The following is an 18737-nucleotide window of genomic DNA, read 5'->3' as shown; positions in this document are numbered from 1 at the left end:
TTTCTTTGGATGCATGGGCCAGGAGGCCGGTCAGAATGCCACGGCTGCCCAATACAGGCCGGAGAGGGCGATGATTGCGGAAGCGGGTCTTGCGATGCGGTTGCGGTAGCTGGCGTGCTTCCACCAGGCGGCGACCGCGGCGTAGGCGATGCCTACGACGGCGATCTGGCCGAACTCGATGCCCAGGTTGAAGCCGAACATGGCGGGGAGGAAATCGCCGGCGGATCTGGGGATGGCGGGGAAGTGGTTTGCAAAACCCAGGCCGTGGACAAGTCCTGAGGCAAAGACGACCCACGGACGCCACGGGCTGAGCGATTCCCTGCAGAGGTTTTCCCCCGCTACGAAAACGATGCTCAGGGCGATGGCCGTTTCCACAAACGCCTCCGGCAGGCCGATGAATCCGTAGAGCGATAGGCCGAGGGTGAGCGAGTGGGCGAGGGTGAACAAGGTGAGCTGGAAGAGCAGGTCCGCGGGTTTCCGAGTCAGGAAAAACAGTGCGAGGATGAAAAGGATGTGATCCGGGCCATGGGGGATGATGTGGGTGAAGCCCAAGGCGAAATACGCGGGCGCAACGGCACCCGCGGAAGCGAGGATCAGCATGGCGATGGGGATGCGGGGCATGTCTGCCCGGAAACCATGCATGGATTTCCGCCCGCCGGGAAGCACATAGGCCATCCGGCTGGCGGTTTGCCATTCCCATCAGAAATATCTCGTGAAGGAGATCCGGAACGTGCGCGGTTCGGCGGGGTGGAGGTGGATGTCCTCGACGCCCGCCAGCTCGCCGGGTAGCTGGGATTCGTAGAAGTATTCGATGTCGTTGTCCTTGCGCCCGAGGATGTTCAGCACGTCGAGGGCGATCTGCCAGTTGTCCTTGCGGTAGCCGAGGCGGCCGTTGAGCTGCCAGCTTGCGCGCGACTCCACGCTGCCGTCCTCGACGAGGGGGCGCGGGCTGAAATAGCGGGAGCGCAGGGTGCCGTAGAAGCCCTCGTCCTCGCCGAAGGTCACGCCGGTGCTCATGGTGATCGGGACGGCACCCGGGATCTCATCGTCCCCGCCGACGCCGAGCAGCCTGCCCTCGCTCAGAGTTAGCTCGTTGTCGAACGTGAGCCATTCGTTGGGCTTCCAATACGTCGCCCACTCGATGCCGAAGCGCTCCGTCGCGGGGCCCGCCTCTGCGGCGCCAGCATCCCCGACGTAGATCAGCTCGGAATCGCTGTGCAGGTAGAAGATGGAGAGCGCGCTGACCACGTTTCCGACTGCCTCCGTCCGCGCACCGAGCTCGAAGCCGTAGGTGCGAACCAGCGGATCGGCGGGATCGGCGGGCAGGCCTGTCACCGGATCGATGCTGAGTGTGGTGCCGCGCGCATCGTTCGAGTGGAAGCCGAAGCCAGCGCTGGCGTAGAACTCCGTATCCGCCCATGGGCCGAAGATCAGGTTCAGCTTGGGGCTGATGATCCCGTCCGTCTCGGCACCGGAGTTCGCGGGGTTGTCGCTGTCCACATCGAAATGGAAGCCGTCCGCCCGCAGTGAGGGCTGGACGCGGAGCCAGTCGTTGACGCTGTGGTCGGCGGCTGCGTAGATGCCGGCGCTGCCCTGGTAAACATCATCGACGCGCACCGCACCGAGGCGGTTTGTGGCGGCTGTGTTGTAGAGGCCGATGCCGTCCATGAAGTCATGCCGGGTCTGCAACCCGACGGTGAAGGTGCTGCCGTTCCCATACTCCCACATGCGGTTTACCTCGCCGCCGAGGAACCAGCGCCCGTCCTCCTGTTCGAACTGGTCGCCGTTAGCCGGATCGCTTAGGAAGTAGGTGAAATTCGAAAACAGGTCCAGGTCGTATCTGCCGACGTAGAAATCGGCGTGGGTCTTGCCGTTGGTCTCATCGCGCTTCCACTCGCCCATGAGGCTGTAGCGGCTGGAATCGCCGCGGACGCTGTTGTCGAAATTCCCGAGGCGGCCAATCCCGCCGCTTTCGATGAGTCGGCGCGGGATCTGGTCGGTGGAGTCCCACTCCGCATCGTACGCCATCGCCGTGAGGCTGAAGCTGTCCCGGCCGCTTTCCTTGAAATATTTCAGGAACGCATTGATGCGCTGCGAGTTGCCCTCCCGCTCCCAAGGGCCGTCGTAGTGGTTGTATTCGAATGCGTATGTCAGGCCTTCGCGGTCGCCCGACCGTGAGAGGTCTATGGTGTCCGCGATGAGGCCGCGGAAAAATTTGTGCTCGCCGACCTCAAGCGTGGCGATGCCCTGCGGCAGGGTGTCGAAGAAATTGAACCTCGCGCCGCCCGCCGTACTGAGATCGCCGAGGTGGCCGGTGAACGGCCCTTTCCAGTAATCCACGCTCTCGACGAGCTCCGGGATGAGGGGATTGAGATCCGCGTAGCCCTGGCCGTGGGCGTGGGTGACGAAGTTCACCGGCTGCCCGTCCATCGCGATGGAGAAATCCGTGCCGTGGTCGAGGTTGAAGCCACGGACGAAATACTGGTTCGCCTTCCCGTCGCCGGAGTGCTGGGTGATGATGACGCCGGGCACGACCTCCAGGAGTTCGCCGCGCCGCAGGTAGGGGCGTTCGCGGAGCTCCTCATAGTTCGTGGTGCCGAAGGAGGCGGTGCCGGCCTCGCCGATCAGGCTGTCGGACTTGCCTTTCACGACAAGCGTCGAGAGCAGCCCGATGGGCTCTTCCTGTGCGGGGAGGTTCGCCGTGACGATGGTGATGAGAATTGGTGCGTAAAATTTGGTCTTCATGTTGGAAATGGATGTGTTTGAAACGTTCAGGGATGGGACGCACGCCAACCATGGGTGCGCGCGGGAACCCAATGCGGAATCGCGGGGTTCGTTGCTGGTGCGGCGGGAGGCCGCGCGTTTCATGCCATCCGTGGCGGCGGCCCGGGCGGGGCGTGCGGCCACTGCGGCGTCCAGATGCGGAAATAACCCAGCACCCCGCAGACGGCGGGATCATCGGGACATGGCCGCGGATCCGCATTCCATGGAAGGTCGTGCGCGGCGGGGCAATCCGGCTTTGCCTTGTCCTCCTTCGAGGTGGTTCCCGCCGCGTTTTTCCAAGGCACCGAAGCGTCGGCAAGGGCATCCCTGAATTCAGGTGAATCCCATGCGAAGGAAACCGCCTGGAGGAGGCCCACGCGGGGTGCCTCTTGGATCACGAGCTTGGAAAACAGCGATACCTGCAGCAACATGATCGGCCCCCCAACCAACTGGAGCAGCGCCAGGAGGTAGAGGAGACGAAAATTGCCGCTGCGGAAGATTGCCACGGAGATAGGCTGCATCGGCCGGATGCGTTTGCAAGGCGTTTTGGAACCCAACTCTTCAGGTTCCCATAGTCGGGGAAAGAGAGCGCGCGAATCGAAATCCCAATTTGGGAGAAATCGGGGGGAATTGGGATTATTCGGAGGCGGAGAGTGTGTTGTGGAGGGCTTCGCGGTAGGTGCGGAGGTCTTCGGTGGGATTCAGGGCTAGGGCGGAATCGATGGCCTTGAGGGCGTCTGCGTAGCGGGATTGGGAGACGTGGAGGCGGGCTAGCTCGATGTGGGCTTCGTAGGCGGTGGCGGGATCCGTGGCGGCGCGCTCAAGGAGAAGCTGGGCGGAATCGGGTTGGCCGGAGGTGGCTTGGTGTTTCGCGAGGGCGAGGAGGGTTTGGCCGTCGGTGGGGTCTTCTTGGAGGAGTTTGGCGAGTTCTTCGGCTCCGGCGGCGGGATTTTCCCCGGAAGCGATGAGATAACGGGCAGTGGCGAGGCGGAGGGGGCGGGTTGGTTTTTCCTGCTTCGCTTTTTCGAAAAGGTCTTTTACGAGAGGCCAATCGGACTGGGAGGAGGCTGTGGAAATGATGCGGAGGATTGCGGGTTCACCGGGTTTTTTCTCCCCGGAAAATGCGGCGGCGACGGTTTTCGCTGCGGCCTCGCTGCGGTCGGCGCGGAGGTGGAGATCGGCGAGGAGGAGTGTGGCGTCGGGATCGAGGAGGCCGAGGCGGTGGGGGAGCTCGAGGGCTTTCACGGCGGCTTCGGGGTTGCTGAGTTCCAGCAGGATGTTTGCCTGGAGGACGGAGTAGGAGCTTTCGAGCGGGCGCTTGCGGATGACCTCGTCGAGAAGGGCGACAGCTTCCTGTTTCTGGTCGAGGTATTGGAGGCATTGGGCGATGCCTGCGCTCCATTCCGGCACATCAGGCTCGGTGACCTGTGCGAGGCGGTATGCCTGGAGGGCGCTGGCGTATTCCTCCCTAGCGAGGCGGCAATAGCCCAATAGCCCGTAGGTGCTGCCGCTGGAATCCCCGAGGCGGATGGCTTCTGTTAGATGGGTGAGGGCTTCGGGTAGCTTGTTCCCGCGGACGAGGGCGAGGGCGAGGTTCTGGTGGGCGCGGCGGAAGGAGGGGTAGGCGTTGAGCGCGGATTGGTAGGCTTCGATGGCCTTTTCGATATCGCCGGTTTCGAAATGGAGGTTGCCGAGGTTGAAGGTGAGGGCGGCGGAGTTTTTGGTGAGCGGGGAGGTGGAAAGCCTCTCCAGCGCCGCGTTGCGTTTTCCCGCCGCCATGAGGGTCTGGATTTCCACGAGCAGGCCGCGTTCCTCCGTGGTGACGGATGGCTCGATGCGCGCCTCGATGCGGTACGAGCCGTTGAAGGATCTCAGGAAGGCGGGATCTTTCCAGTAGGAGGTGGAAAGGGGCAGAGGCTCGGCAGCAAATACTAGGGATGTGGTAACGAGAAAGAGAACCGCGGATGAACACGGATTAACGCGGATGTTTGGGAAAGGTTTCATAGGACTGGCACTGCTCACTGATGACTGATCACCCGGCATTTCTTTCATTTCTCAATCACGATGGGCCAGCGCATGATGGCTTTGACCGGTCGGCCATCTTTACTGGGCGGGGTGAAGCGGGCTCCGGAAGCGATGCGGCGGGCGGGCGCGACGAGTTCCCGGTGGGTGGCGGAGACGACGCTGCGGATGCTGACGGTGCCCGAGGTGGAGAGCTCGACCTCGAAGGTGACGGTGCCGCGGCTGACGCCTTTGCGGGCGAGATCCGATGGGAAGGGGGCCGAGCCGTGGCGGAGCAGGCGCGGGGTGCCGTCGAGTTCGCCGGTGCTGTAGTGCGATTTTTCAACGGGTGGGGCCTTCCGGTAGTTTTCCTCCTTCCTGAATAATTGCTCCGAGACGGCACGCTGCCTGGGCGGTGATGGCTTCGGCGGGGCCGGGAGGGCTGCGGGTGCCGGGTCGGTGAAGAAATCCTCGACGGGTGCGGTGATATCCATGGGCACTTCCGCGAGCGGGACGGGAATGCGGGTGGGATCGGGAATGGCACTCACTTCCGTGAGCGCCGGAGGTGGCGGAGGCGTGTCCGGGGTTTCCTCCGCAGGCGGCGGTGGCGGTGGGGGCTCGAAAACCACGGTCTCCACATCGCGGACAGTGAGATCCGGAATGTCCGCCTGGACCGTGAACAGGCGCGCGATCCCCAACACCGCCAGAAGGATGGCGGAGGCGGCGATGCCGGTGATGGTGGAGCGGAGATTCAAACGTTAAATTTCAAACCTTAAACCCCAACGAAGAGGCTTGGGTTGTGAAGGGTAGGGCGAATAGCGGAGAAATGAAAGGGTTGGAGCGCGGAGCCATCTTCTTGGGGTTTAAAGCTTGGAATTTTGGGGTTCACCGCTCGGTGGCCAGGGAGACGGAATCGGCGCCTGCGAGCTTTGCGGAGTCGATGACGCGGACGGTGTCCTCGGTGGGGGCCGCGGCATCGGCGCGGATGATGACCGCTGTGTCCGGGGTTTCCTCCAGAAGGGCGGAGACGACTGCGCGGACGCCGTCGTGGCCGATCTCGCGGCCACCTTGCCAGACACGGCCTTCGGCGGTGACGGCGAGGAGGATGGCCTGGCGGTCCAGGTCTTCGGAGCTGGCGGCGCGGGGCTTGGAGACGGTGACCCCGGTTTCCTTGATGAAGACGGTGGTGACGATGAAGAAAATCAGCAGCAGGAAGACGACATCGATGAGCGGGGAGATGTCGATGCCGCCCTGGTTCTCGGGGTTGGTGGTGTGGCGGAATCTTCGCATCAGTTTGCTAGGTGCAAGGTTTCGGTTTTCAGGGAAGGTTGCGAATTTGCGGCGAGCTGTGTGTGCAGCTGCCGCTGCATCTCGAGGTGGGTGGTTTCGGCGCGGCGTTTCAGGAGGGCGAGGAGGAAGGCGGCGGGGATGGCGATGACGAGTCCGGCCTGGGTGGTGACGAGGGCCCTGGAGATGCCGGTGGAGATGGTGTCGAGGGGGGCGTTGCTGCCCGAGGCCATGCCGGAGAAGGTGATGAGCATCCCGGCGACGGTGCCGAGCAGGCCAAGCAGGGGGGCGGTGGAGATGAGGATGGCGAGGAAGGGCAGGCGGCGCTCGACCCATGCCATTTCATCGAGCTCGCAGGCGGCGTATTGGCGGTGGGTTTCGGCAGGGGAAGCGCCGTCAGAGAAGGCCAGTTTCCGGGATGCAGCGAGGTGGCGCCATACGCCGTAGAGGGTGGCGTAGATCGCGATCGCGAGGGCGAGCAGCGCGTAGAGAGTGATGCCGCCTTCGTGGAGGGTTTGCTGGATGGCTGTTTTCAAAACGCTATGTTCGAAATCCCTTGGGATGCCGGTTTTTTAGCACGGCGGGCACAGGGGCGTGGTTTCGTGACTGATGATGGGATGTGGGCTCCGTGTTCTCCGCGTCTCTGTGGTTGGATTGATGGAATTCATTTTGCCCTGAGGCCGTTGATGAAGGAAAGGCCGAGGCGCTCTGTGGTCTGGACGATGCCCTGCGCGCGGCGGGCGAGGAAGGCGTGGAGGATGAGGGCGGGGATGGCGACGACCAGTCCGAATAGGGTGGTGATGAGCGCTTCGGAGATGCCGCCGGCGAGGGGCTTGGGATCGCCGGAGCCGAAGACGGTGATGAGGTTGAAGGTGGCGATCATGCCGGAGACGGTGCCGAGCAGGCCGAGCAGCGGCGCGGTGGCGGCGGTGATGGCGATGACCGGTAGCATGGACGAGGCGTTTGCCTGCACGCCCATGAGCTGCTCGTAGAGCGTTTCCTCGATAAGGTCGGCCGGGTTTTCGGAAACGGCAATGAGCTTTTCCATGACAGCGGCGGCGGGGTGGTTCTGGGAGGCGGCGAGCTGCTGCGCCTTGTCGCGGTCGCCGCTGCGGAGGGCGGCGAGGATGGCCTTGACCCACGGGTCGCGGGGCTCGCGGAGGCGGGCGAAGCGGGCGAGCTTGATGAGGCCGAAGACGAGCGAGAGCAGCGCCAGGAACATGATGGGCCAGATCCACAGCCCGCCCTTGCGGATGAGATCGAGCGGGCCGCCGCTGATCTCCGAGAGGATACGGGCATCGCCGCCGGTGGGATCGACGGGAAGGGTCGCTTCCTTTCCGGAAATGAGGGTTGCGATGGCATCCGCGGAGCCGGGGACGAAGCGCGGGTTGCCGCCGGATTTCGAAGCGATGACATCCCCGCCGATGGTTTTGTCTTCGGACAGGAAATAGGATGCCGGGCCTATGGCGGCGAAAGTGCCTGGCAGGATTTCGCCGTCGGGATCGGATGCCTGGCCGAGTGCGGTGGAGCCGCCGAGGAGGGCTTCGAGGCGTGTCAGGGAGGCGTCGAGGATGATGAGGCGGTCGGCAAGGGCTTGGGCGGGAACTCCGGCTTCGGCAGCGAGGATATCGGGTGGGATTTCAAGCAGCGGTGCGCCGGGCGAGGCGACGGCGGTGGTTTTCAGGGCGTGGTCCTTGAGGAGCCCGGCGAGATACGCAGCGTCCTTGCTGCGGGTGGAGAGGTCGCGCTGGAGCTGGCGGAGCTCTTCGGCGCGGTCTTCCTTCGAGAGCCTCGCGATGCGGGCGAGGCGGCGCTTTTCGCGGAGCTCGAGTTCGGTTTTCTGGAAATCCGAGGATAGGGCGGGTTTCTCCGCCGCAATTGCGGTGCGGGTTTTTTCCAGGGCGGAGAGGGCTGTTGCGAGATCGGACTTCGCGGTTTCGAGGGCGGCGGGGACGGTGGTCTGGGCTTCTGCTGGATATGCCAGGAGGAGTAAGAATAGGAACCACGGATGGAGACGGACGGGCACGGATCTGAAGAGGGAGATTGGAGTGGGAGGGATTCACGCCGACCAAAGCCAGCGCTGCATGGGTTCATCTGATTTCCAGCGGTAGCTCGACCATCACAGGGGGGCTTTTCTTATCGAGGCTGGCGAAAGCGGAGCGGATCTGGGGGAACAAGGCCGGACGCGCCTCCCATGTCCATCCGCTGGGTCCGGGTCGGCCGATGCCGCCGCTGCCCTTGCCGTCCGCATAGAACGCGCAGCCGAGCCCGAGATAGAGGATTTCGGCTTCGCGGCCAGCTATGGTTTCCGTGGAGCGGGTGAAGCGGCGGTTGAATTGCTGAGACTTGCCGATCAGCGAAAGGATGGAGCTGAGCGCTTCGCGGGGGTCGCCGGAGGGCTTCCATGTGCGCAGGGCGGCTAGCTCCGGATCGACTTCCCTGAGAAGTGGTGCGGGGAGACTGGCGGAGATGGAGAGCGCACGAGGGACGTTGCGGGCAACGGCTTCGGAGGCGAGGCGGCGGGTGTTTTTCAGATCCTCGATCTCGTACCTGATGGATTCGGTGGAGCTGTCGTGGCCGGGTGCGGACTTTCCGGCTTCGGCGAGTTCCTCATCCAATAGGGCGATTTCCTTGCGATGGAGTTCGAGCAGGGCGGCCATTTCCGCTTTCCTGGCCTCCCAGGCGAGGCGCTCGCCGGATTCCAAAGCCTGGACATCGACGATCCTGGAAATGATTTCCCGAAGCTCAATGATGTTCGCATCGGCGTCCTGGGCCCGGACGGGGAGGGACAGGAATAAGAAGATGAATGAAAGTCGGAGCATGGCGGGATGGCAGGAGAAAGCCCCTGATAGCAGGCACGGGATGGTGGATCAAATCCCCGGCGGGTCAAACGAAAAGCCCTTGGCGGAAGGGCTGGAGGGTGCAAGCATGCGTGATGCTACGAAACCTCCTACTCTCCGCTTTGTTCTCGACGGCGCTGTTCGGAAAGGCTCCGAACATCATCTTGGTGATCACCGATGACCAAGGCTACGCGCCGGTTGGTGCGCACGGGCATCCATGGATCAGGACGCCGAACATGGACAAGCTCCATGACACGGGAACGTCCTTCGACCGGTTTCTCGTCAGCCCGACCTGCTCGCCGACGCGGGCGGCGATCATGTCAGGGCGGCACCCGATGAAGAACGGGATCACCCACACGATCCTAGAGCGGGAAAGGATGGCTCTTTCGACCGTGACCCTGCCGCAGGTGCTCGCGAAGGCGGGTTACAAGAGCGGGATTTTCGGGAAATGGCACCTCGGCGACGAGGAGGAATACCAGCCGGGAAGCCGCGGCTTCGACGAGGTGTTCATCCACGGCGCGGGCGGGATCGGGCAGGCCTATGACTGCTCCTGTGCGGATGCACCTAAGAACAGGTATTTCGATCCGGTGATCCGCCACAACGGCAGGTTCGTGAAAACCAAGGGCTTCTGCACCGATGTGTTTTTCGACAAGGCGACGGGCTGGATCTCGGCGGTGAAAGACACGGACGCACCGTTCTTCGCCTACATCTCCACCAACGCGCCGCACGCCCCGTACATCGCTCCGGAGTCATCGAGGAAACGTTTCACCGAGATGGGCTTCAACAGCCAGCAGGCGGGGTTTTTCGGAATGATCGAGAACATCGACGACAACCTCGGCAAGCTCATGGCGAAGATGGACGAGTGGGATCTGTGGAAGGAAACGGTGTTCATTTTCATGAGTGACAACGGCATGGCGGGAAAAGTGGGCGATGAGGGGGCGGTGCTTGGCGAAGACAAGGACGGCAAGGAACTCAAGGGCTACAATGCCGGAATGAAAGGCTACAAGGGCAGCACCGATGAGGGCGGTGTGCGGGTGCCGTTTTTCATGCGCTGGGACGGGCACACGGTGGCCGGGAAAAAGGTGAACGAAGTGGTCGCTCACATCGACATCCTGCCCACGCTTGCAGGGATCGCAGGCGTCGGATTCCCGGAAAAGCAGGTGGAGGGGCGTGATTTCTGGCCGCTACTTGGGGAAGACAAGGCCGCATGGCCGGATCGCTTCCTTTTCACGCACACGGGGCGCTGGCCGACGGGCGCGGACCCAGACAAATCCAAGTGGGAGAACTTCGCCATACGCAATGCGAAATTCCGCATGGTGGGAAGGGATGCGCTATACGACCTTTCGAGGGATCCCGGCCAGATGGTGAACGTCATCGGTGAGCAAGCCGAGATCGCGTCGGAAATGCTGGAGGCCTACGAAACATTCTGGAGGGAGGCTCGGCCGCTGATGGTCAACGAGGGTGCCCCCATGTCCAAGACCCGCCCCTACCATGTCTGGTACAAGGAACAGATGGAGTCCGGCGGCATCCCGGACGACAAATGATCAGCGCACCCCCCCAGCGATGATGCGCCGGTAAAGATCCGCCTCTGCGCTTGGCCTGCGGGTCAGGCCCTCATCCCCTTCGAGATCGACGTGGAGCAGGCCGAAGTCGGTGTTGGGATCGAAGGGGTGCCCCCACTCGCGGTTGGAGGTGATGGACCACCAGTTGAAGGCGCGGACGGGGATGCCTGCGGAAATGGCACGCGACACTTCCGTTAGATGCGCCCGCATGTAATCGCTGCGGGAAACTCCGCCAGCCGAGGGCGGGCAGCCGTTTTCCACTACCAGCAGATCCTTTCCGGGGAACCATCGGTGGAAGCGCCTGAGCGCGTGGAAAAGCCCGCGAGGCCAGACCGGGGCGCGCAGGAAACGCCCGTGGGCTGCGTCCTCCAACAGCCGGAAGCGGTGCAGGCGGTGTGTCGGCAGCCCCCAGTAGTAATCGAGGCCGATGAAGTCCTGCCCACCGACCGCCTCCTCCGGACACAGCTCCCGGGCGAGTTTCCCGGCCATGCCGAGATACCACCAGTTCGAGTTCGCGATCAGGCAGGTGGTGCCCCAGAAACGCCATGCCCAGTTCAACCAGCTCGATTTGGACTCCAGCTCGCCGAAACGATCGCCGGGGGCTATGGGAACGATGTGCAGCCGAGAACCATCGCCGAAGAGCCGGGCGGCGATGCGGCGGGCAAGGCGCAGCTCCAGCCCCTCCGAGGTGCATTGCTCGGAGAGACCCGGGGCGTCGGTGCGTATGCCGATGCGGATTTCCCCCCTGCGCCGGATGCGCCGCAGGCTGCGGGCCGAGGTGAGGTTTTCGGAGAGGCTGTCGGTGCCGGAAAAGACCTCGTGGAGGGAAACGGGGCGCGGCGGGCTGCCGATGATTTCCTTCGGCTCGGAAAGCCATGAAACATCGCAGTAACCCTGGAGGTCATCGAGAAAATCCCGGATCGCGAGATCGACCTGATCCAACAGCCGGGCATGGCCGTGTGGCGCGAGCACGACGTAGTGCTCCTCGCTCAGGCAGGTCTCCAGGAAACGGAAGCGGCTGCGGTTCTCCAGCTCCGGAGGGCAGAGGAAAAAGGCATCCCCGTAAAGCGCGTCCACCTCACCCCTGCCCAGCGAACTACGGGCTTCATCGTAGTCCCGGAAAAGCTGCTTGCGGGCATCCGCAGGCAGGTCGCGCTTCCATGCCTGCGGCTGGTTTCCGATCGCGATCACCCCCACCCTTTTCCCGGCAAGCGAGGCAAGCCCGCCACCTCCGTATCCATCGCGCACCAGCACCGCCTTGCCGGTGCGCAGGTAGGGATCGCTCGCCTCAAAGCGCGTCTCATCCCCCATCGTGATCCCGCCGATCACCAGATCCACGTCACCGCGCTCGCTGACCAGCGCCCCCTTTGTCGTGAACTTGAATAGCGCCTCCGCCATGCCCCGGTGACAGGCTCCCCAATCGAGCAGCATCTGCAGCCAGGTGGGGAAGCCTGTCACCAGCGGATTGACTCCGACCTGTGCCTCCGGCCGCCGCGCCCTGATCGCCGCACGCGCCCGGGCGTGGGCGAGGAATAGGTTGGGCACCAGTTTCCCGACAGCCTCCGCCTCCGCGTCCACATGCGATCCGCGCGGCAGTCCCGGCGGCATGTAATAGCGGCTCTGCCACCACGGCTTGATGTAGCCGAAGGTCAGCTGGCTCGGCTCGTTGAAGGTGATCCACCAATCGATTTTCTCCCCGAAAGCCTCCGCAACCTTGTCCGCATACCTAGCGAAAAGATCAGGGAATCCCGCTCCGATCATCCCCCCGTGATCGCGCTCCAGCCACACCGGCCAGACGAAATGGTGCAGGGTGAGCATCACCTTCATGCCGCGGCTGCGGACGCAATCGGCGAGCTTGGCATAGTGCGCGAGGGCATCCGCATCGAACGCCCCGTTCTCAGGCTCCACCCGCGCCCACGCCACGGAGAAGCGGAACAGCTTGCAGCCCATCGCCGCCGCCGCCGCGATGTCCTCCTCGTAGCGGTTCCAGAAATCCGTGGCCTTCCCGCGCGGCGTCAGCCCCTGGCAGCGTTCCCACAGATCCCATACATCCTCGTGCAAGGGATCATGCGCCTCCACCTGGTGGTCGGCGTTCGCCGTGCCGAAGAGGAAGCCCTCGGGGAAATTCAGATCATGGGAGCCGGACACCGCCGCGACCTTACGCGCGGAAGCCATCTTGTCAGCAAGGATGTGAGCTAGCCCTTCGCATGGAGCCGCAAGAGGCGCAGGGATTCCTTGATCAGGAAATCCAGGTCCATGAAGGGATCCGCCGCGATGTCAGCCCAGAGGATCTTGCCCTCGGGATCGATGAGGAAGGTGCCGTGCAGGGCCTTTCCCTCGAAGTCGTCATGCGCTCCATAGGCCTTGAAAGCACCCTTTTCCGCATCGGCTAGGAGCGGGAACGGGAAAGCCCCGCCGCCTTCCGAATAGTTTTCCTGGGACTTCGCGAGCTCCGCGACGCTGTCCGTGCTGATGGCCAGAACCGGCAGCCCTGCCGCCGTGAATTCGCCGATGCGTCCGGCGATCGCATTGAGCTGATCCGAGCAATGCAGGCATCCGTAGCCGAGATAGAATATGAGGACCAAGGGCTTGCCCCGGCGGGACTCCAGGGCGACCGCTTCGCCCTTCTGATCAGGTAACACGAAGCCGGGTGCAACGGACGGCTCCCAATGCAGCGGCCCGAGGGGGGCGACATCCGGGCGCGCCCCGAAATCCGCGGCAGGCACATAGGGCAGCCGCCAGTCATCCGGATACCCGAGGCTCCGGGCGATGGGCGAAAGCCGCGCGAACGGAGGGGCCGCAAGATCGATCTGTGAGGAAACCGCTCGCAATTTCCCAAAGGTCTCGCGCAGCTCTTCCGTACTCTCCAGCCGGGCCAGGATCTCCACCCTCGCCGCGAGCGGGAGGGCGAGCCGCTTGTCGCCGCCCGCCTCCCCCTTGCTTATGCCGTCAGCTTTCTCGAGCTCCCCCAGCGCCATGTAATCGAGGGCGACGGCGTGCTTTGGGCGCGTGCTCGCCGCGAGCGCACCGAGTGCTTCATCCTTATCGCCATCCAGCGCCGCAAGCCAGGCCTCCGCCTCGGTGCGCAGTTTCTTGAGGCGATCCATCTGCTGCCCCGGCGCCCTTCCCGCGTCCTTGGCGAGCTTGTCGATTTCATCCGGCTTCCTTTTTTCCGCCTCCGCTTTTTTCCTGGCCTCCTCCTGCGCCGTCCTGTGCTCCTTCTTCGCGAGTTCCGAAAGCCGGTCGAAACCCGTTAGAGCGGCTGCCAGGCCGTCCTTTTTCCCCAGCTTGAAATTCGCGAGGGCGATCAGGCGCAGCCGTGGGATCTCGTGCTCAGGCAGATCCAGCGGCTCCAGCCATTCTCCGGAGGCGAGTTCGAGCGCCTCTTCCCACAGCTCGAAGCTTTCCAGGAACTCGATGAGCCGCATCCGCCCGTAGCGATACGAGTGCGCCTTGCCTTCCAGCGAGTTGAACTTCGGGTGGCGCGGATTGGCGAGAAGCGATTTCGCCATCCCGATGGCAGCCTCGCGGTTGCCGAGGTTCATCCAGTTTCGCGCCAGCCATTCGTTGTTGTGGGCGTAGTTGTGGATCTGGTCCGGCAGCAGGCGGTGCTCCGCCATCTGCGCGTGATCCACCCGGGCGGATGCCTGCTGGTGCCATGCGGCATCCTCATAGCGGTGCAGGTTCGAATAGATGTGCCCCGGCATGTGCCACATGTGGGCGATGGCCGGCGCGGTGAAGCCGAGCTTGGCCGCGGAGTCCAACGCCCGCTCCGGCTTCCTCTTGTCCCACAGGTGGATGCGGTAATGGTGCGCCGGGTGCATCGGCTTGACCGCCAGCACCTGCTGCAACAGCGCATCCACAGCCTCATGGCTGGTGATGGGGATCTGCGGCGGCTTGTAGGAAAATTGCCAGATCGTCCCCGCGAGGAATGCCTTCGCCTCGATGTCATCCGGAAAATCATGCACCAGGTTTTCAAGGTCGCGTATCATCTCCTGTCTCCGCGCCTTCTCGTCGGCCGGTTTCCCATCGAGGAAATTCGCCAATGCCGCAATGTAAGCCCGCCCATGCGGCCCTGCGTTTTCGCGGCGCGCTTCCGCCTTCTCGATGAAACCCTTGGCGCGTTCCGGATTCTCCGTGTTCGCCATCGCCATGCCCCAGTAAGCCATCGCGCAATCGGGATCATGGGCGGCGATCTGGCGGAACGAACGCTCCGCCTCATAGTACCAGAAACCGTGGAGCTGCCCCAGCCCTTGGTCGAAGTATCCCTGCCCTTGCTCCCAGCCGGTCTGGATCGGGATCGTCACATCGCCCGTCCTACCGATCAGGCCATAGGACTGGCGCGGGCCCTCGTTGAAGGACTCGCCCTGGTGGGAGTGGCCTGGCTCCGCAACCTCGCCTTCCGCACAGAGCAGGCAGGTGGAGAGGCCGAGGACAAGGATCTGGAGGCGGATGGCTGGATTTTTCTTCAAGGGCTTGTTTGCTGGGAAGTATATGGCTTCGTGGAACGGAATCTTTCACGGAAACAGGGCTGCGGGTGTTGCAAGAGACCTCCCGCCCGGTGATTGGGACACATCAGTCCTCAGCCAGCCTCCCTGCCCTCGAAAACGGGTGGTAGATCATGGTCACCTTTCCAAGAACAGAGGATTTCGGAACACCACCCCAGTAACGGCTGTCCAGGCTGTTCGAGGTGTTGTCGCCGAGGACGAAATACTCATCCGCACCAATCACGAGATCCACGCCATCTTTCATCGCGACAGGAAGCGCACCCATCGGATTCCGATAAACGAATGGAGGGATCCCATCCGCCTCCATCAGCGGTTGGCCGTCCGCAAACACTTTCCCATCCTCAATCCGTATCGTCTCGCCCGGCATCCCCACCAGCCTCTTTATGTAGACGGTGCCCGGAGCGCTCCCTGTGAACTGATGCAATCCGCTGATATCGGCTGTGGAAAAAACCAGCAGGTCTCCCCTTTCGGGCGGAGCAAACCGGTAGCTCAGGCAGTCAACGACCACATGGTCGGCCCCGGTTGAGGAGTCCGAACCACGCAGGGTCGGCTCCATCGCACCGGTGGAGACCCTGAAGGATCCGGCAACCGCCGCAACCGGCGATGGGATCACCAAGAGAACCGCGAAAAGGCCGATGAAAAGCAGCCAAAGCCGCCAACCCATACTACCGGGGCGGAATCCGTCACAAAGCATCCAAACATGTGCGCAGACCATGATTACCACTCCAAGCACAGCAAACCAAACCGGCACCGCCGCCCATGCCAAGCTCACCGCCACCATGAAATTCAGTAGGATCAGGCCAAACAGCCAAACCACCGCCCGGAGCGGCAGCCCTGCCCTGAACAGCCCGAATCCGGGAACAAAGAAGCCCAACACCAGCCCGGGCCAGCGCCGCTTTCCGGGTTCTGCTCGGTTTTCCTCCATGAAATCTCAGCCCTGCGCGTACGCCTCCACGGAGTCGCAGGTGCAGACGAGGTTCCTGTCGCCATGGACGTTGTCGATGCGGGAGACGGCGGGCCAGAACTTGTGGGTGCGGAGGTAGGGCAGCGGGAAGGCCGCCTGCTCGCGGGTGTAGGCGTGCGGCCAGTCGTTTCCACAAATGACGCCGGTGGTGTGCGGGGCGTTCTTGAGCGGATTGTCGGTCGCATCGGATTTCCCATCGATGATGTCCTGGATCTCGCCGTGGATGGAAACCATCGCATCGCAGAAACGGTCCAGCTCGACCTTCGATTCCGACTCCGTCGGCTCGATCATCAGCGTCCCGGTGACGGGCCAGGACATGGTCGGCGCATGGTAGCCGTAATCCATCAGGCGCTTGGCGATGTCCTCCACGGTCACTCCTGATTTCTCGGCGAGCGGGCGGCAGTCGATGATGCACTCGTGCGCCACCAACCCGGTTTTCCCGGTGTAGAGGATGGGGAAACATTTCTCAAGGCGCTTGGCGATGTAGTTCGCGTTGAGGATGGCGATTTCCGTGGCGGCCTTCAAACCGGCCGCGCCCATCATGGCGATATACATCCATGAAATGACATTGATCGACGCGCTGCCATAGGGTGCGGAGCAGACGGCATGGGATTTTTCATCGAGCGCGAAATGCCCCGGAAGGAAAGGCACAAGCTGCGGCGCAACCCCGATGGGGCCCACACCCGGGCCGCCGCCGCCGTGGGGGATGCAGAAGGTCTTGTGGAGATTGAGGTGGCAGACATCCGCCCCGATCAGGCCGGGCGAAGTCAGGCCGACCTGGGCGTTCATGTTCGCTCCATCCATGTAAACCTGGCCGCCCGCGTCGTGGATGATGTTGGTGATCTCTCGTATCGTTTCCTCGAAGACCCCGTGCGTGGATGGGTATGTGACCATCAGCGCGGAGAGGTTGGCGCGGTGGGCTTCCGTCTGGGAAATGAGATCCGCCATGTCGATGTTGCCGCTCGCATCGCATTTCACGCCGACAACCTTCATCCCGCACATCACGGCCGAGGCGGGGTTGGTGCCGTGGGCGGAAACGGGGATCAGGCAGATGTTGCGGTGACCCTCGCCGCGCGACTCGTGGTAGCGGCGGATGGCGAGCAGGCCCGCGTATTCGCCCTGCGAGCCTGCGTTCGGCTGGAGCGAAACGGCGGCGAAGCCGGTGATCTCCGCCAGCCAGTTCTCCAGCTGCGTGAGCATCTCGATGTAGCCCTTGGTCTGCGATTTCGGGGCAAAGGGATGGATCGACGAAACCTCCGGCCAGCTCAGCGGGATCATTTCCGATGTCGCGTTGAGCTTCATGGTGCAGGAGCCCAGCGCGATCATCGACTCGTTGAGCGCCAGGTCTCTCGATTCAAGGCGCTTGATGTAGCGCAGCATCTCCGTCTCGGAATGGTAGGCATTGAATGCCGGGGCTGTTAGGAATTTCGAGCTACGGCCGAAGGACGCATCCCATCCCTTGCCGTCCGCCGCATCCACCGGGGAAACATCGAAGAGCTTGCAGATCGCCCAGAGATCGCGGTTCATCGCGGTCTCATCAAGCGCGATGCCGACGTGCGATGCGTCGATGAAACGCAGGTTGAAACCATGCTCGGGCGCCTCATCCACGAGTGCCTTAGCCTTTTCCGTCTCCACCACGAGCGTATCGAAAAACGCGCCTTCCTCGACCGCGTATCCACCGGCAAGGAGCGCGGATCTCAGCTTCAGCGCCTGCGAATGGATCCCTGAGGCGATCGCCTTCAACCCCTCCGGGCCGTGATAGACCGCGTACATCGAGGCCATCACCGCGAGGAGCACCTGCGCGGTGCAGATGTTGGAGGTCGCCTTGTCGCGGCGGATGTGCTGCTCGCGGGTCTGGAGCGATAGGCGGTAGGCGGGCTTGCCCTGGGCATCGATGGATACCCCGATCAGGCGGCCGGGCATCTTGCGTTTCAACGCGTCCTTGCAGGCCATGAAGCCCGCATGCGGCCCGCCGAAACCGAGGGGCACGCCGAAGCGCTGGGAGGAGCCGACGCAGATGTCCGCGCCGAATTCGCCCGGTGGTTTGAGCAAGGTGAGCGCCATCAGATCCGCCGCGCAGATCGTCACCGCGCCGGCTGCCGATGCTTGCGAGAAAAATCCGGTGAAGTCATCGATGCGGCCCCGTGTGTCCGGGTATTGCACGATGACCGCAAACAGGCCTTCCGCTGCAGTGGGGTCGTAGGCTTGCCAATCCCCCACCGTCACCGCGATTCCGAGCGGCTCGCAGCGGGTTTTCACCACGTCGACCGTCTGCGGATGGCAGCGGTCGGAAATGAAAATGGCCTTTCCGTTCGGCTTGCCGGAGAGCGCCAGCGAAACCGCCTCTGCGGCGGCCGTGCCTTCGTCGAGCAGCGAGGCGTTGGAGACATCGAGCCCGGTGAGATCCGTGACCATGGTCTGGAAATTCAGCAAGGCCTCCAGCCGCCCCTGCGCGATCTCCGCCTGGTAGGGCGTGTAGGCGGTGTACCAGCCGGGGTTTTCCAGGATGTTCCGCTGGATGACCCCCGGCGTGATTGTCCCGTGATACCCCTGGCCGATGAAGCTTTTGAGCACCGCGTTCTGCCCCATCCATGCCCGCAGCCATGCCAGCGCCTCGGTCTCGGAAAGCGGCTCGGGCAGATCCATCGCCCCGTCCATGCGGATCCCGCCGGGAACGGCTTCCGAAATCAGCTCGTCGAGTGTGCCGTGCCCAACGGTTTCGAGCATTGCGGAGGTCTCGGCATCGTTGGGCCCGAGGTGGCGTGGCAGGAAGGAGGATGTGGCGGACATGTGCGTGCCACCTCATGCATCA

Annotated in this window: 14 protein-coding genes; 1 reads left to right on the top strand and 13 read right to left on the bottom strand. The window is 63.3% G+C overall.

What is annotated here, in order from left to right; translation table 11 throughout:
* Positions 1-30: 30 nt before the first annotated feature.
* The 9 genes from HZ994_13235 to HZ994_13195 form a co-directional block, all read right to left on the bottom strand.
* Positions 31-621, bottom strand: coding sequence for a HupE/UreJ family protein (locus HZ994_13235; GenBank protein ID QTN33235.1), 591 nt, complete (start codon positions 619-621; stop codon positions 31-33).
* A 78-nt stretch (positions 622-699) separates the two neighbouring features.
* Positions 700-2745: a TonB-dependent receptor plug domain-containing protein gene (locus tag HZ994_13230; GenBank protein ID QTN33234.1), complete on the bottom strand. Its 2046-nt coding sequence runs from the start codon at positions 2743-2745 to the stop codon at positions 700-702.
* A 119-nt stretch (positions 2746-2864) separates the two neighbouring features.
* Positions 2865-3269, bottom strand: a complete 405-nt coding sequence (locus tag HZ994_13225; protein ID QTN33233.1) for a hypothetical protein — start codon at positions 3267-3269, stop codon at positions 2865-2867.
* Between the two features lie 130 nt (positions 3270-3399).
* Positions 3400-4767: a tetratricopeptide repeat protein gene (locus HZ994_13220; GenBank protein ID QTN33232.1), complete on the bottom strand. Its 1368-nt coding sequence runs from the start codon at positions 4765-4767 to the stop codon at positions 3400-3402.
* Between the two features lie 44 nt (positions 4768-4811).
* The gene (locus tag HZ994_13215) at positions 4812-5519 is read right to left on the bottom strand and encodes an energy transducer TonB (GenBank protein ID QTN33231.1); all 708 of its coding nucleotides are present in this window, start codon (positions 5517-5519) and stop codon (positions 4812-4814) included.
* 130 nt (positions 5520-5649) lie between these two features.
* Positions 5650-6054: a biopolymer transporter ExbD gene (locus HZ994_13210; GenBank protein QTN33230.1), complete on the bottom strand. Its 405-nt coding sequence runs from the start codon at positions 6052-6054 to the stop codon at positions 5650-5652.
* Positions 6054-6587: a MotA/TolQ/ExbB proton channel family protein gene (locus HZ994_13205; protein QTN33229.1), complete on the bottom strand. Its 534-nt coding sequence runs from the start codon at positions 6585-6587 to the stop codon at positions 6054-6056. The genes HZ994_13210 and HZ994_13205 overlap by 1 nt, the downstream gene beginning before the upstream one ends.
* Before the next feature lie 128 nt (positions 6588-6715).
* A complete protein-coding gene (locus tag HZ994_13200; protein QTN34397.1) occupies positions 6716-7273 on the bottom strand; it encodes a MotA/TolQ/ExbB proton channel family protein in 558 nt (185 codons plus the stop codon).
* 868 nt (positions 7274-8141) lie between these two features.
* Positions 8142-8873 carry a DUF3450 family protein gene (locus HZ994_13195; GenBank protein QTN33228.1) on the bottom strand — a complete coding sequence of 244 codons (732 nt, stop codon included), beginning with the start codon at positions 8871-8873 and terminating at the stop codon, positions 8142-8144.
* Positions 8874-8986: 113 nt separating this feature from the next.
* On the opposite strand from HZ994_13195, the gene HZ994_13190 reads away from it, so the two are divergent.
* Positions 8987-10435, top strand: coding sequence for an arylsulfatase (locus HZ994_13190; GenBank protein ID QTN33227.1), 1449 nt, complete (start codon positions 8987-8989; stop codon positions 10433-10435).
* On the opposite strand, the gene HZ994_13185 is transcribed toward HZ994_13190, so the two are convergent.
* From HZ994_13185 to gcvP, 4 genes are all read right to left on the bottom strand, one after another.
* Positions 10436-12628, bottom strand: coding sequence for a family 1 glycosylhydrolase (locus HZ994_13185; protein ID QTN33226.1), 2193 nt, complete (start codon positions 12626-12628; stop codon positions 10436-10438).
* A 20-nt stretch (positions 12629-12648) separates the two neighbouring features.
* Entirely contained in the window at positions 12649-14925 is a 2277-nt protein-coding gene (locus HZ994_13180) for a redoxin domain-containing protein (GenBank protein QTN33225.1), read from the bottom strand.
* A gap of 103 nt (positions 14926-15028) precedes the next feature.
* Positions 15029-15886, bottom strand: coding sequence for a signal peptidase I (gene lepB / locus HZ994_13175; protein QTN33224.1), 858 nt, complete (start codon positions 15884-15886; stop codon positions 15029-15031).
* A gap of 6 nt (positions 15887-15892) precedes the next feature.
* Complete coding sequence (gene gcvP, locus HZ994_13170) at positions 15893-18715, bottom strand: aminomethyl-transferring glycine dehydrogenase (GenBank protein QTN33223.1); 2823 nt, start codon at positions 18713-18715, stop codon at positions 15893-15895.
* Between the last annotated feature and the right edge of the window lie 22 nt (positions 18716-18737).

The sequence above is a fragment of the Akkermansiaceae bacterium genome, from assembly GCA_017798145.1.
Taxonomy (GTDB): Bacteria; Verrucomicrobiota; Verrucomicrobiia; order Verrucomicrobiales; family Akkermansiaceae; genus Luteolibacter.
Note: the sequence above shows the minus strand (reverse complement) of the source record. Positions and strands in the feature narration are given on the sequence as shown.

Bases quoted from the DNA above. Each gene is read 5' to 3' on its own strand.
- HZ994_13195 (QTN33228.1), bottom strand. From the start codon at position 8,873: ATGCTCCGACTTTCATTCATCTTCTTATTCCTGTCCCTCCCCGTCCGG.
- HZ994_13235 (QTN33235.1), bottom strand. From the start codon at position 621: ATGCCCCGCATCCCCATCGCCATGCTGATCCTCGCTTCCGCGGGTGCC.
- HZ994_13200 (QTN34397.1), bottom strand. From the start codon at position 7,273: ATGTTCCTGGCGCTGCTCTCGCTCGTCTTCGGCCTCATCAAGCTCGCC.
- lepB (QTN33224.1), bottom strand. From the start codon at position 15,886: ATGGAGGAAAACCGAGCAGAACCCGGAAAGCGGCGCTGGCCCGGGCTG.
- HZ994_13220 (QTN33232.1), bottom strand. From the start codon at position 4,767: ATGAAACCTTTCCCAAACATCCGCGTTAATCCGTGTTCATCCGCGGTT.
- HZ994_13190 (QTN33227.1), top strand. From the start codon at position 8,987: ATGCTACGAAACCTCCTACTCTCCGCTTTGTTCTCGACGGCGCTGTTC.
- HZ994_13185 (QTN33226.1), bottom strand. From the start codon at position 12,628: ATGGCTTCCGCGCGTAAGGTCGCGGCGGTGTCCGGCTCCCATGATCTG.
- gcvP (QTN33223.1), bottom strand. From the start codon at position 18,715: ATGTCCGCCACATCCTCCTTCCTGCCACGCCACCTCGGGCCCAACGAT.
- HZ994_13230 (QTN33234.1), bottom strand. From the start codon at position 2,745: ATGAAGACCAAATTTTACGCACCAATTCTCATCACCATCGTCACGGCG.
- HZ994_13210 (QTN33230.1), bottom strand. From the start codon at position 6,054: ATGCGAAGATTCCGCCACACCACCAACCCCGAGAACCAGGGCGGCATC.